Origin of the sequence: Aquicoccus porphyridii, assembly GCF_008369105.1 — a bacterium.
GTDB classification, from domain to species: Bacteria; Pseudomonadota; Alphaproteobacteria; order Rhodobacterales; family Rhodobacteraceae; genus Aquicoccus; species Aquicoccus porphyridii.
The window spans coordinates 283,239-296,062 of sequence record NZ_VINQ01000004.1 but is presented as its reverse complement, the minus strand read 5'-3'; the positions used below and the strand labels follow the sequence as shown (position 1 = coordinate 296,062).

General features: G+C 65.0%; 12 protein-coding genes. 8 read left to right on the top strand and 4 right to left on the bottom strand.

The features are described 5' to 3' along the window. Positions 1 to 5: 5 nt before the first annotated feature. The 3 genes from FLO80_RS08575 to FLO80_RS08565 form a co-directional block, all read right to left on the bottom strand. Positions 6 to 1,520: a flavin monoamine oxidase family protein gene (locus FLO80_RS08575; RefSeq protein ID WP_246156614.1), complete on the bottom strand. Its 1,515-nt coding sequence runs from the start codon at positions 1,518 to 1,520 to the stop codon at positions 6 to 8. Positions 1,521 to 2,130: 610 nt separating this feature from the next. Further along, complete coding sequence (locus FLO80_RS08570; protein ID WP_188078244.1) at positions 2,131 to 3,678, bottom strand: cation:proton antiporter domain-containing protein; 1,548 nt, start codon at positions 3,676 to 3,678, stop codon at positions 2,131 to 2,133. Positions 3,679 to 3,799: 121 nt separating this feature from the next. Then, positions 3,800 to 4,249, bottom strand: coding sequence for a nucleoside deaminase (locus FLO80_RS08565; protein ID WP_111365642.1), 450 nt, complete (start codon positions 4,247 to 4,249; stop codon positions 3,800 to 3,802). A gap of 53 nt (positions 4,250 to 4,302) precedes the next feature. On the opposite strand from FLO80_RS08565, the gene FLO80_RS08560 reads away from it, so the two are divergent. The 7 genes from FLO80_RS08560 (at position 4,303) to FLO80_RS08530 (ending at position 11,558) form a co-directional block, all read left to right on the top strand. Continuing rightward, positions 4,303 to 5,211 (top strand): pseudouridine synthase, encoded by a 909-nt coding sequence (locus FLO80_RS08560; protein ID WP_111365640.1) that lies wholly within the window; start codon positions 4,303 to 4,305, stop codon positions 5,209 to 5,211. 216 nt (positions 5,212 to 5,427) lie between these two features. Further along, a complete protein-coding gene (locus FLO80_RS08555) occupies positions 5,428 to 6,318 on the top strand; it encodes a 5-bromo-4-chloroindolyl phosphate hydrolysis family protein (protein ID WP_111365638.1) in 891 nt (296 codons plus the stop codon). Positions 6,319 to 6,330: 12 nt separating this feature from the next. Continuing rightward, complete coding sequence (locus tag FLO80_RS08550) at positions 6,331 to 7,533, top strand: toxic anion resistance protein (protein WP_111365636.1); 1,203 nt, start codon at positions 6,331 to 6,333, stop codon at positions 7,531 to 7,533. A gap of 21 nt (positions 7,534 to 7,554) precedes the next feature. After that, positions 7,555 to 8,502: a DUF2927 domain-containing protein gene (locus FLO80_RS08545; RefSeq protein WP_188078243.1), complete on the top strand. Its 948-nt coding sequence runs from the start codon at positions 7,555 to 7,557 to the stop codon at positions 8,500 to 8,502. A 22-nt stretch (positions 8,503 to 8,524) separates the two neighbouring features. Continuing rightward, positions 8,525 to 9,658, top strand: coding sequence for an SPFH domain-containing protein (locus tag FLO80_RS08540; RefSeq protein ID WP_111365753.1), 1,134 nt, complete (start codon positions 8,525 to 8,527; stop codon positions 9,656 to 9,658). An 80-nt stretch (positions 9,659 to 9,738) separates the two neighbouring features. After that, the gene (locus tag FLO80_RS08535) at positions 9,739 to 10,887 is read left to right on the top strand and encodes a TFIIB-type zinc finger domain-containing protein (RefSeq protein WP_111365634.1); all 1,149 of its coding nucleotides are present in this window, start codon (positions 9,739 to 9,741) and stop codon (positions 10,885 to 10,887) included. Next, entirely contained in the window at positions 10,884 to 11,558 is a 675-nt protein-coding gene (locus FLO80_RS08530; protein WP_111365632.1) for a nitroreductase, read from the top strand. Before FLO80_RS08535 ends, FLO80_RS08530 begins: the two co-directional genes overlap by 4 nt. Before the next feature lie 81 nt (positions 11,559 to 11,639). On the opposite strand, the gene FLO80_RS08525 is transcribed toward FLO80_RS08530, so the two are convergent. Further along, complete coding sequence (locus FLO80_RS08525) at positions 11,640 to 12,056, bottom strand: Hsp20/alpha crystallin family protein (RefSeq protein ID WP_111365622.1); 417 nt, start codon at positions 12,054 to 12,056, stop codon at positions 11,640 to 11,642. A 111-nt stretch (positions 12,057 to 12,167) separates the two neighbouring features. Between FLO80_RS08525 and dtd the strand changes: the two genes are divergently transcribed. Beyond that, positions 12,168 to 12,614 (top strand): D-aminoacyl-tRNA deacylase, encoded by a 447-nt coding sequence (gene dtd, locus FLO80_RS08520; protein ID WP_111365620.1) that lies wholly within the window; start codon positions 12,168 to 12,170, stop codon positions 12,612 to 12,614. The last annotated feature ends 210 nt before the right edge of the window (positions 12,615 to 12,824 follow it).

Genomic DNA, 12,824 nt, shown 5'->3' with positions numbered 1-12,824 from the left:
GATGCTCACCCGTTGATGATTTTGTCGTGTAGACGCGAGATGGCGTCGAGCGAGGAGAGGATCGCCCCTTCCTGCCAGGCCGGCAGGTAGGACAGGTGTTCGCCCGCGCAAACGACACGGTTGTCTATCGCAACGGCATCCTCATAGTCGCGTTCGCGATCCTCCCATATGCCGGAGCAGCCCAGCACCCACGGAACCTTGTGCCACGAGACGGCGACCCCGGCCTTGAACTCCTCGCGGTATTGCGGGTGAATCTTCTCGCCCATCCGCAGGGCCCATTCGATCCGTTCGGCGGGCTGCATCGCATTGAACTTGAACGTGTCGGCGCCGCGCCAGGTGTAGCCGCCCAGCAGCACGGCCGGTCCGTCCGACAGGTAGCCGGTCGAAGGATAGCTGATCTGCGTAATCGCCTGGTCCGTGTAGGTGATGCCGCCGTAGATGTCCTCGTCCTGTTCCCAGAAGCGGCGTTTGAACTCGAGCCCGACCTTGGTCGAGCCGTTGTAGGGCATGCCCCAGATCACGTTCGCCAGCGAGGACGACAGGTTGTGGTCGATCTGGCCGAGGATCGAGAACGGGATCGTGCACACGCAGTAGTCGGCCGTCGTGGTCCGCGTGGCGCCGCCGTTGGCTGTGTCCTCCCATGTCACGGTCACGCCGCTGTCGTCCTGCTGCAGCGAGACAACCTTGGCGTTGTAGGTAATCAGGTCTCCGACCTCGCGTTCGAACCCTTTCGCGATCCCGTCCATGCCGCCGATCGGCTGGAACATGGGCGCGTGATGATTCATCGTCTCGTGCGTCGCGAGCATGGTCCACAGCCGCGATTGCAGCACTTCGGACGGGTCGAGCGGGTCCGACGGAATCGGGGCCGCACCGACGCCGCCTCCCGCTTGCTTGTCATATCCGCGGTAGTCGCTGGTCTGGAGACTTTTGACATAGGCATTTTTGTCGTTGAGCACGCCGAAACTGCGCAGGCTCTCGATCAGAACCTCGCGATCCTCCTGCGTGACCATGCCGTCGAGCTTGCCCTGGTCGACCGCCTTGGCCAGCAGTTCCGAGACGTGGCCGCGATAGTCGGTCAGGATGTGCTTCATCCGCTGCGGCGCGCCGCCGAAAGCATCGCCGCGATGAACGTAGGCGTTGTAATTGGTCTGGACGAAGGGCTCCAGCGGCACGTTCAGCCGTCGGCAGTAGTCGATGACCGCGTAGTGGTTGTGCGGCAGCCGCCACGGACCGGGGTTGATGTAGTTGCCATCGGCGAAGTCGACGTTCTGCGTGGCGCCGCCGAGCTCGGTGTATGTGTCGCCGCTGCGCAGCGTCCAGCAACGGCCGCCCGCCTTCTCGCGGAATTCAAGCACCTCGACCTCATATCCGGCGGCGCGCATCTCAAGCGCGGCGGTCATTCCCGCGAGACCGGCGCCGAGAATCAGGATCTTGGTTCCCTGCGGTGCGCCGTCGAGCTGTATCGGACCGCTATAGCTGGATGGCTGGGCGTGGCCCATCGCAGTCATGGCATTGTACATTGCTGTGCTACCGGCAACCGTGCCTATCATGCCCAGTAACCTGCGTCGTGACATCTCAATCATGGAACTCTCCGTGCTTGATATGGGCAGTTCGAGATGCCCAATATTCGCGATATTACCACGATGGGCACAACCTAAGAAGAAGTAAAAGGCAAATTTCTTCCGCCGACGCGGGAGAATTCCGCACCATGTTCTGCTCGACAGCGGGCGCAACGCGAGCAGTGAACCAGCCCCGTTTTCGACCGAATCCCTGACTATGCGGGCCATCAATGCCCGACGTGGGCACTTGGGCGAGACTGGGCAGATGGTGCCAGAGAGGGCGGCCAACGCATCGACGAGGACCGCAATGGTTGAAGATCAGGATGCGATGCCTGCCGACGTGATTCCAACGCTCGAGATGCTGCTCGCGGCGCTTGGTGCCGCGGACGACGTCCGCTCTGGGTCGTCTCGTTCTGAAACACGTCGACGGATCTCGGCTTTGCAGCGTCCACTTCTTGCGCGTTGCTGCCACCCAGCCCGGTTCATGCGCCACCGGCAGAGAATGTCGGCAAAACCCTGCGTGGCCGAAGGTGTTTCCCCGCCCGGGCGGCACACCATTTTCGGCCCGGCGTCAGCCTGCGTTCAGGGCCTCGGCGGTTTGCTCGGCCAGGCTTATCCCGGCCTGGTTCATGGTCAGGTGGGTATGATCCGCGCCGGCCTCGCGGATCTGTTCCTGGTGCGATTCATGCAGGGCGTGCGCCACGATCGGGCCGGTAAAGCCGCGCTGGCGCAGGGAGCGGGCGGCGATGAGCTTGGCTTCGAGATCGTCCATCGCGAGGATCGCGGCCTTGATCTGCCCCAGTTCGCAACTGCGCCAGAAATTGGTGTCCTCGGCGTCGGCGAAGAGCACGTTGCGCCCGGCCTCCTGATGGGCCTTGGCGGTGTAGGTGTCGGCGTCGAGGCCGAGCGGTTTCATCCCCTCTTTCTCGATCTGCCGGTAGGCGGCGCTGCCGGTGCGGCCCATGCCGAAGATCAGCACATTGGCGTCGCCGATTTCCTTTGGCTGTTCGTCGGGGTGGATGGTGTCGCGCTCATGGCGGCGCAGGGTCTCTTCGTAACGCTCGAAGAGGGGATGGGCAAAGCGGTTGAGCGGGGCCGAGATCACGAAGGAGATCGACACGGCGATGGCCAGCGGCACGAGGTATTCGGGCAGAACGCCCGCCGCGACGATCAGGCCGAACTCGGAATAGGCGGTGAGGCTGAGCGCGCTGAGGAAGGCGCTGCGCGCGCGCAGCTTGAAGGCGATCAGAAGCGCGAAGAAGAGCGCCCCCTTGAGGGCCAGCGCAATGCCCACGGCCACGGCAAAGACCATCGCGCCCCAGTCGGGCAGGCCGGTGAGCCCGATCTGGAGGAAGAAGCCGACGAGGAAGACCTCCTTGAGCGACCAGAGCGATTGGCCCAGTTCCTTGGCGCGGGTATGGGTCGAGAGGAGTACCCCCATGACCAGTGCGCCGATCTCGGAAGAGAGTCCCATCGCCTCAAACCCCATGCCACCGATCACCAGCGACAGCATCATGCCCATGAGCACGAGAAGCTCGTCATGGCCGGCGAAATCCAGCAGCCAGTGCAAGACCGGGCGCAGGAGCGGCACGGCGAATATGAGAAGCGCCCAGATATTGGGCGTCTGGCCCGACCAGATGGCCAGCACCACCAGCGCGATGATGTCCTGCACGATCAGGATGCCGATGGCGGTGCGGCCGTGAAAGGCGCCCAGCTCGCGCTTGGTTTCAAGCAGCTTGGCGGCCAGCACGGTGGAGGAAAACGACAGCGCGATCGCCAGCAGGAGCGCGGTGTTCCAGTCGAGCCCCATGAAAAGCTTGAGTCCCGGCATGAAGACGGCGACGGAGATGGCGAAATGCAGGAGTGCGCCGCCCACGACCTGTGGCTGGGCGATCTGTTCGAGCTTGAGCTTGAGCCCGACGGTAAAGAGCAGCATCAGGACGCCCAGATGGGCGACGTGGTCGAGCGTTTCGCCGGTGTATTCGGGCAGGCCGAGCGATGGTCCGAAGACGTTGATGGCAAACCCCGCGGCGAGGAACCCGACGAGGGGCGGCAGGCCGATCTGGCGCACGGCGAGGCCGAAAAAGAAGGCGAAACTGATGGTGATGACTTCGAACAAGGCGCAAAGCTCTCCTGCGTTTGGTTGCGCGGGCCCTTGCACCACGCGACGGCTCATCATTCCGCGAAGTCTTGCCCATAATCAAGGCAGGGGATGACCCTGCCGTGCGCGGTCACGACTTTCAGCGGCGCGGGGCGAAGAAATTCCGCAGAAGGGCGGCGGCGTCGGCCTCGGCGATGCCGTCATAGATCTCGGGGGCGTGGTGGCATTGCGGATGGGTGAACACCCGCGCGCCATGCGCCACGCCGCCGCTTTTCGAGTCGGGCGCGCCATAGTAGAGCCGCCGGATGCGCGCCGCTGAGAGGGCCGTGGCGCACATCGCGCAAGGCTCGAGCGTGACATAGAGGTCATGGCCGGGCAGGCGTTCGGATTGCAACTCGGCGCAGCGCGCCCGGATCACGAGGATCTCGGCATGGGCGGTCGGGTCCGACAATTCGCGGGTGCGGTTGCCCGCGCGGGCCACGATGGCGCCTTCGGGCGACACCAGCACCGCGCCTACCGGCACCTCGCCGCGCCGGGCGGCGGCGCGCGCCTCTTCCAGTGCGGCCTGCATGTGGTCGTTGAATTCCATGCCCCTTCCATAGCCCCTTCCGTGCGCTGCGCCAATCCGCTATTGCCCGGTGCATGAGCCAGAAACCTCCACAGAAAGCCGCGCCGTCCGGGCCACAGGGCGACCGTATCGCCAAGGTCATAGCCCGCGCGGGCCTTGCCTCGCGCCGCGAGGCCGAGCGTATGATCGAAATCGGCCGCGTTGCGGTCAACGGGCAGGTCATCACTCGTGCCGCGCTCAACGTGACCGAGAAGGACAGCATCACCGTCGATGGCAAGCCGCTCGATGCGCCCGCGCCGACCCGGCTCTGGCTTTATCACAAGCCCACGGGCCTTGTGACCACCACGAAGGACGAGCAGGGCCGCCCGACCATTTTCGACGATCTGCCGGCCGATCTTCCCCGGGTTCTGTCGGTGGGGCGGCTCGATCTCAATTCCGAGGGTCTTTTGCTCCTGACCAATGACGGGGCGATCAAGCGTCGGCTGGAACTGCCCTCGACCGGCTGGCTCAGGCGCTACCGGGTGCGGGTCAATGGCCGCCCGACCGAGGCCACGTTCGAGCCGCTGCGCCAGGGGCTGAGCATCGATGGTGAAAGCTTTCAGCCGATGGTGGTCACGCTTGACCGCCAGCAGGGCGCGAATGCCTGGGTCACGGTGGCCTTGCGCGAGGGCAAGAACCGCGAGTTGCGCCGCGCGATGGAGGCGGTGGGCCTTAGCGTCAACCGGCTGATCCGTATCTCCTATGGCCCGTTCCAGCTTGGCCAGCTCAAACCCGGCGAGGTGCAGGAAGTGCGTGGCCGGGTGCTGCGCGATCAACTGGGGCTGGAGGAGGTCGAAACGCCGCCGGACCCGAAGGCCCCCAAGGCCCCGAAAGCCAAGGCCGGGACCAAACCCGGGGCGAGATCCGGCCCCGGTTCGAAACCGGCATCCAGACCCGGGGCCAAGCCGGTTCCGCAACGCAGGCGCAAACCGCGGCGGGATTGACATGATGGGTTGCAAGGGCCCGGCCGTGCCCGGGTTATGGGCAATCCGCCGCCGATCTTCCCCCTAGCCTTGGCCGGTCCCTTCGCCTAAGTTGTCAAGGGCGTTCACCGGGTTAGGGAAAGTTGCGGGGCACATGTCAGGAACCGGGCTACAGAAGCTGGCCTTTGTGCTGCTTGTCATACTCATCCTCTATGTCAGCATGGCAGGAGGCGTGTGATGGCACAGCGATTTGGCGGCAAGTTCAGCCCTGACGGCACGCCCGCGAAGGGCGGCTATCGCGGGGCGGCGCGCACCCGGGCGGGTGGGCGGGTGAACCTCTTGTTTCTCGTGCCGCTGCCGTTGATCTGGAACGCTTTCGGCAATGGCCCGATGGTGATGGCGCTGTCGCTGGCGGCGCTTGGGGTCTTGTTGCTGGCCGCGTGGCTGACCCGCGAGGGGTTGTTGGCGCAGGAAGCCTATGAGGCGCGCCGTGTCGCGCGCCGCCCCGCGATCCCGCGCAAGATGTTCGGCGCGGCGCTGACCGGTCTGGGGCTGGCGGTGGCGTCCTTCGCGCTCAATGGCGGGTTGGCCGAACCGGTGCTTTACGGGATTGTCGGCACGGTGCTGCATTTCGCCGCCTTCGGCCCCGATCCGATGACGGACAAGGGGATGGAAGGGGTCGATACGTTCCAGACCGACCGCGTGGCGCGGCTCGTTGATCAGGCCGAGGCCCATCTCAAGGCCATGTCCGGGGCGATCCGGCGCACCGGCGACCGCGAGGTTGCGGCGCGTGTCGAGAGTTTCCAGAGCGAGGTGCGCGATCTGTTGCGCACCGTCGAGAACGACCCGCGCGATTTGACCGCGGCGCGCAAGTTCATGTCGGTTTATCTTCAGGGCGCGCGCGATGCGTCCGAGAAATTCGCCGATCTTTACACCCGCGGCCATGACATGCAGGCGCGGGCCGATTACCTTGCCCTGCTCACCGATCTCGAACAGAGTTTCTCGGCCAAGACCAAGCGCCTGATGCTCGACGACCGCAGCGATCTCACCGTCGAGATCGAGGTGCTGCGCGACCGGCTGGGGCGCGAGGGGCTCCGGCCCCCATCTCCAGACGCAGCCAACCAGTAAAGAGGATTTCCCATGTCGACACAGACCCAGAACGAGGCCCGCGAGGCACTTGCCCTTGTCGAGGAGGTCAATGCCGTGATCTTGCCCGAACCCGCGCCCGCCGAAGAGGTGGTGCCGCTGGCCAAGGCCGATGCGGGGGTTTCGAAAGAGATCAAGGCCCGGATGGCCGAGCTCGACATGTCCGATACCGGGTCGATCGTCAATTTCGGCTCGGCCGCGCAGGCCGAGTTGCAGGAAATCAGCCAGGCGATGCTGAACGATGTGCGCAACAAGGATGTGGGCCCGGCGGGTGACGGGCTGCGTGATATCGTCACCACGATTCGCGGCTTCTCCGTCTCTGAGCTGGACGTGCGCCGCAAGCGCACATGGTGGGAGCGCCTCTTGGGGCGTGCCGCGCCCTTTGCCAAGTTCACCGCGAAGTTCGAAACCGTGCAGGGCCAGATCGACAAGATCACCGACAACCTTCTCAAGCATGAGCACACGCTTTTGAAGGATATCAAGTCGCTCGACATGCTCTATGAGAAAACGCTCAGTTTCTATGACGAGCTGGCGCTTTATATCGCGGCGGGCGAGGAAAAGCTGCGCACGCTCGACGACGAGGAAATCCCCGCCAAGGAGGCCGAGGTGGAGGCTGCCGCGCAGGACGACCAGGTGATGAAGGCGCAGGAATTGCGTGACATGCGCGCCGCGCGCGACGATCTGGAACGCCGGGTGCATGATCTGAAACTCACGCGGCAGGTGACGATGCAATCGCTGCCTTCGATCCGGCTGGTGCAGGAGAACGACAAGAGCCTCGTGACCAAGATCAACTCGACGCTGGTGAACACCGTGCCGCTTTGGGAGACGCAGTTGGCGCAGGCGGTGACGATCCAGCGCAGCGCCGAAGCGGCGGGCGCCGTACGCGAGGCCAATGACCTGACCAACGAATTGCTGACCTCGAACGCCAAGAACCTGCGCGAGAGCAACAAGATGATCCGCGAGGAGATGGAGCGCGGCGTCTTTGACATCGAGGCGGTGAAACAGGCCAATGCCGACCTGATCGGCACGATCGAGGAATCGTTGCAGATCGCCGACGAGGGCAAGGCGCGCCGCGCCGCCGCCGAGGCTGATCTCAAGAAGATGGAGGCGGAATTGCGCGACACGCTGGCCGCCGCCAAGGCGCGCAAGACCGGGCTGGGCGAGACTGCCGGCACGGCCGTTCCCGAAAACGGCTGACGGATGTCTGTTCTTGCCCAGATGTTGCGACCCCTGGCGCTGACCCTGTCGGCGCTGGCGCTTCTTGCGGCCTGTGACACGGTGGCGCCGACGCTCAAGCCGCAGGCCCGGCCGCCGGGCCTGGACCGGTCTGCCCCGCAACCGGACGGGACAACCCGATCGACGCAAAGCCAGGCGCTGTCGCGATATTATGCGCGGGTGCAATCCGAACTCCTGTCGCAGGGGCTGATGCGCGGTGATGGCGGTGGCGCCGACACGCCGTTCGATGCCGAGGACCTGGCGCGGAATTTCGAGATCATCGCCTTTTTCGACGAGCATGCGCGCGGGGCGCTGACCCCGTCGGATGGCAGGCCGGGCAAGCTGCATCGTTGGGAAAGCCCGGTGCGGATGAAGGCCGATTTCGCCCCCGGTGTGTCGCAGGACATCAGCAAGAGGGACAACGCCATCATATCGCGCTATGCGGCGCGGCTGGGGCGGGTCACCGGCCATCCGGTCGGTGTCACGCGTTCGACATCGGCCAATTTCCATATCCTCGTGGGCGGGGTGGATGATGAGGATTACATCCTGCGCCGGGTGCGCGAGATCGCCCCCGATATCTCGGCGTCGACGCTTGGCATCTTTCGCAACCTGCCCCGTTCGATCCATTGCTTTGTCCTTGCTTTTCCAGGCGCCGACAACGGCGATGTCTACAAGCTCGCCATCGCTTACGTGCGGGCCGAACATCCCGATTTCCTGCGCCGCGCCTGCTATCATGAGGAACTGGCGCAGGGGTTGGGCCTGGCCAATGACAGCGCCCGCGCCCGGCCGTCGATCTTCAACGACGACGACGAATTCGCGCTGCTGACCCGTCTTGACGAATTGCTGCTCAAGATCCTCTATGATCGCCGTTTGCGGTCCGGCATGGGCCTCGAAGAGGCCCGCCCGGTGATCCGGCGGATCGCGGCGGAACTGCTTCCCGAAACTTCCTGAAAAACCATTGGAGACCGACCGCATGGGTATTCTCGATTTTCTCAAGGGCGAATTCATCGACGTCATCCACTGGACCGACGACACGAGCGACACGTTGGTCTGGCGGTTCGAGCGCGAGGGCCATGCGATCAAGTACGGTGCCAAGCTCACCGTGCGCGAGGGGCAGGCGGCGGTTTTCGTCCACGAGGGCCAGTTGGCAGATGTGTTTACCCCCGGTCTCTACATGCTTGAAACCAACAACATGCCGATCCTGACCACGCTCAACCACTGGGATCACGCGTTTCAATCGCCATTCAAATCCGAGATTTATTTCGTCAACACCACGAGGTTCGGCAATCTCAAATGGGGCACGCGCAACCCGATCATTGCGCGCGATCCCGAATTCGGCCCGGTGCGGCTGCGCGCGTTTGGCACCTATACGGTCAAGGTCGCCGATCCGGCGCGTTTCCTGGTCGAGATCGTCGGCACCGATGGCGAATTCACCATGGACGAGATCAGTTTCCAGATCCGCAACATCATCGTGCAGGAGTTTTCGCGCAGCATCGCGGGTTCGGGCATCCCGGTGCTCGACATGGCGGCCAACACCCGCGAACTGGGCAAGCTTGTCGGGCGTGAGATTGCGGCCACGCTGGCCGAGTATGGCCTTGAGTTGCCCGAGCTCTACGTCGAGAATATCTCGCTCCCCGAGGCAGTCGAAAAGGTGCTCGACAAGCGCACGTCGATGGGCATCGTCGGCGACCTGTCGAGCTATATGCAGTTTCAGGCCGCCGAGGCGCTGGGCCGTGAAGGTGCGGGCGCTGCGGCGCTGCAAACCGGGCTGGGCGCGGGGATCGGCATGCAGATGGGCGCGCAGGCCGGGCCATGGGGCGCGCGCCCGGGTGCGCAGGGTGTACAGGGCGCGCAGCCTGCCGCCGCCCCCGCCATGGCCCCGCCGCCGCCGCCGGTCGAACATGTCTGGCATATCGCCGAGAACGGCGCGACCAAGGGGCCCTTTTCCAAAGCCACGATGGGCCGCATGGCCGCCGATGGCGCGCTCAGCCGCGACACCCATGTCTGGACCCCGGGGCAGGACGGCTGGAAACGCGCGGGCGAGGTGGCCGAACTGGCCCAGCTTTTCACCGTGCTGCCGCCGCCCCCGCCGCCGCCGGGCGCGTGATGCGCCGTGCCCCGGCTGCATCTTGCGGCCTTGTGCCTTTCATCTTGCCGAAAATACTCCCGCCGGAGGCATGAAATCTCATGTCACACCCCTCACCACCCGCACCCGAACCGGACGAAGAGACCGCCGCCACCCCGGCGCAGGATCACCGCTTTCCCTGTCCGCAATGCGGGGCCGATTATCGCTTTGATCCGGGCGCGGGGCGGCTCATCTGTGATCATTGCGGGCATGAAGAGGTGATCGCCGACACCGGCAGCGACCTGCACCCGATCAAGGAGCTTGATTTCAAGGCCGCGGTCGACGCCCGCCTGCCGGAACAGGAGATCGAGGAAACCCGCGTCACCCGTTGCACCGGATGCGGTGCCGAGGTCGAGTTCGACCCCGATATCCACGCCACCGAATGCCCGTTCTGTGCCACGCCGGTCGTGACCGGCACCGGTATGCACCGCCATATAAAGCCGCGCGGCGTGCTTCCCTTCGCGCTTGACGAAGGCGCGGCCAAACAGGCGATGAACGATTGGCTCGGGCGGCTCTGGTTCGCGCCGAACGGTTTGCAGGATTACGCCCGCAAGGGGCGCAGGATGCAGGGCATCTACGTGCCGTTCTGGACCTTCGACGCCGACACCCGCTCGGACTATACCGGAGAGCGGGGCACGGTCTATTACGTCACCCGCACGGTGACGCGCAACGGCAAGCGGGTGCAACAGCGGGTGCAAAAGGTTCGCTGGCGCCACGCCTCGGGCCGGGTGGCGCGGTTCTTTGACGATGTGCTGGTGCTGGCCTCGCGCAGCCTGCCCAAGCGCTTTACCGACGGGTTGGCGCCCTGGGATCTGTCGGCGCTCGAACCCTATCAGCCCGAATTCCTCGCCGGGTTCCGGGCCGAGGCCTACCAGGTCGAGCTTGACGAAGGTTTTGCCGAGGCACGCGACCACATGGACCGGGTGATCCAGCGCGATGTGCGTTTTGACATCGGGGGCGACCGGCAGCGCATCCACACGATCGACACGGCGGTTTCCGACGTGACGTTCAAGCATGTCCTGCTGCCGGTCTGGCTTGCGGCTTACAAGTATCGCGGGCAAAGCTATCGTTTCGTCGTCAACGGCCGCACCGGCCGGGTGCAGGGTGAACGGCCCTGGTCGGCGTGGAAAATCGCCTTTGCCGTCCTCGTCGGCCTTATCCTGGCTGGCGGGGTCGGCTATCTCATCGCACTCGAACAGGGGGCCCTATGACCGGCTTTGACACGTTGACCGACATTCTGGGTGCCCGCTATTCCTGTCGCGCCTTTCGGTCCGACCCGGTGCCGCGCGACACGGTGGAGCGGATCGTCACCGCCGCTTGCCGGGTGCCGTCGTGGTGCAATGCCCAGCCGTGGCAGGCGATCATCACCGACGCGGCCGAGACCGACCGGTTCCGCGAGGCGCTTTTCGCCCATGCGCAGGCCAACAATTCGCAGCCCGATCTCGATTGGCCGAAACAATATGTCGGCCGCTACAAGGATCGCCGCCGCGCCTGTGGCTGGCAGCTTTACGAGGCGGTGGGGATCGAGAAGGGCGACCGTGCGGCCAGCATGGCGCAGATGATGGAGAATTTCCGCCTGTTCGGCGCACCGCATGTGGCGATCCTCACCTCCGAGGCCGATCTGGGCACTTATGGCGTGATGGATTGTGGCGGGTTCATCGCCGGGTTCTGCCTTGCCGCGCAGGCGCTGGGCGTGGCGACGATCCCGCAGGCGGCGATTGCCGGGCATGGGCGTTTCGTGCACGAGTTTTTCGACATTCCCGACAGCCGGTTGGTGATCGCCGCGATCTCGTTCGGGTTCGAGGACGCGGACCACCCGGCCAACAGGTTCCGCACCACCCGCGCGCCGCTCGACGAGGTGATCGACTGGCGCGCAGGATAACGCGGGGGCGATACCCCAAGATGCCCGGGGGTGGCTCCTCCTGCTGCCCCCGGGCGGGCGCGGGTCTGTCCCTTGCCAGTTTCACCCGCGCTTGATCGTGATCTTCCTGGTCTCGGTCGTTTCCGGTGCGCGTTTGGGCACGCTGATGCTCAGCACACCATCCTTGAGATCCGCCTCGATCCCGTCGCCATCAGCGTCCTCGGGCAGGCGGAACGATCGTGAGAACGCGCCGTATTGGCGTTCGGAAAAGAACCACGTGGCGCCCTTTGCCTCGCGCTCGGCGGTTTTCTCGCCCTTGACGCTCACCACCCCGGAATTGACCGAGATGTCGATGTCCTGTTCCTCGACGCCGGGCAACTCCATCGTGATGCGATAGGCTGCGTCGCTGGCGCTTGCGTCCGAGGCGGGTGCCAGCCAGTCAGCCACCCGCGCCCCGAAATTGCGAAGCGGTTCGTAAACCGAGGGCCACAGGCCCGCCGTGTGGGATTTCTCGACCATTGTGGGCTCTCCTTTCCAAGTTTACACACGGGGATATTTAAGGCGAGTCGTCCCCGGGCCGCTTTGACCTGGGACAAGTTTCGCCCGGGTTCCACGCGGAAAGGATCGCATATGCGCGCAGTGTTGCAACGTGTTTCAGAGGCTTCGGTCCATGTCGATGGCGCGGTGGTCGGGCAGATCGGTGCGGGCCTTATGATCCTTGTCTGCGCGATGCAGGGCGACACCGAAGAGGATGCCGACCGGCTGGCCGCGAAGGTCGCGAAATTGCGCATTTTCCGTGACGCTGCGGGGCGGATGAACCGTTCGGTGCGCGATGTTCCGGGCGCGGCGCTGGTGGTGTCGCAATTCACGCTGGCCGCCGACACCGCCCGCGGCAACCGCCCCGGGTTTTCCCGGGCGGCACCGCCGGACGAGGGGGAGCGGCTTTACCTTCATTTCACCGAGGCTTTGCGCGCGCAGGGCGTGGCCTGCGAAACCGGGCAGTTCGCGGCGGACATGAAGGTCAGCCTTGTCAATGACGGGCCGGTGACGATCTGGATCGACACGCGCGAGGCGTGAGCCGGGGGATTGCGCCGCGGCATGGCCCGCGTCGCGGCGGGGCCTCGCTTCGCTCGGCCGGGTGTGGGATTGTGACGGTCTTTGACTAACGGCTGGGGCGGGTCGTTGGGTCGTGCACATGAGTATTTTTGCCAAGAAAGAGCAGCGGGCGGGAGCATGAGCCGCGCCCGTCGGTCGATCTTGAAAGGGCCGGTTGCGACATGCGCCCGT

Coding starts and splice junctions, on each gene's coding strand:
- FLO80_RS08575 (WP_246156614.1), bottom strand. CDS start 1,520: ATGTACAATGCCATGACTGCGATGGGCCACGCCCAGCCATCCAGCTAT.
- FLO80_RS08565 (WP_111365642.1), bottom strand. CDS start 4,249: ATGGAATTCAACGACCACATGCAGGCCGCACTGGAAGAGGCGCGCGCC.
- FLO80_RS08560 (WP_111365640.1), top strand. CDS start 4,303: ATGAGCCAGAAACCTCCACAGAAAGCCGCGCCGTCCGGGCCACAGGGC.
- FLO80_RS08555 (WP_111365638.1), top strand. CDS start 5,428: ATGGCACAGCGATTTGGCGGCAAGTTCAGCCCTGACGGCACGCCCGCG.
- FLO80_RS08550 (WP_111365636.1), top strand. CDS start 6,331: ATGTCGACACAGACCCAGAACGAGGCCCGCGAGGCACTTGCCCTTGTC.
- FLO80_RS08545 (WP_188078243.1), top strand. CDS start 7,555: ATGTTGCGACCCCTGGCGCTGACCCTGTCGGCGCTGGCGCTTCTTGCG.
- FLO80_RS08540 (WP_111365753.1), top strand. CDS start 8,525: ATGGGTATTCTCGATTTTCTCAAGGGCGAATTCATCGACGTCATCCAC.
- FLO80_RS08535 (WP_111365634.1), top strand. CDS start 9,739: ATGTCACACCCCTCACCACCCGCACCCGAACCGGACGAAGAGACCGCC.
- FLO80_RS08530 (WP_111365632.1), top strand. CDS start 10,884: ATGACCGGCTTTGACACGTTGACCGACATTCTGGGTGCCCGCTATTCC.
- FLO80_RS08525 (WP_111365622.1), bottom strand. CDS start 12,056: ATGGTCGAGAAATCCCACACGGCGGGCCTGTGGCCCTCGGTTTACGAA.
- dtd (WP_111365620.1), top strand. CDS start 12,168: ATGCGCGCAGTGTTGCAACGTGTTTCAGAGGCTTCGGTCCATGTCGAT.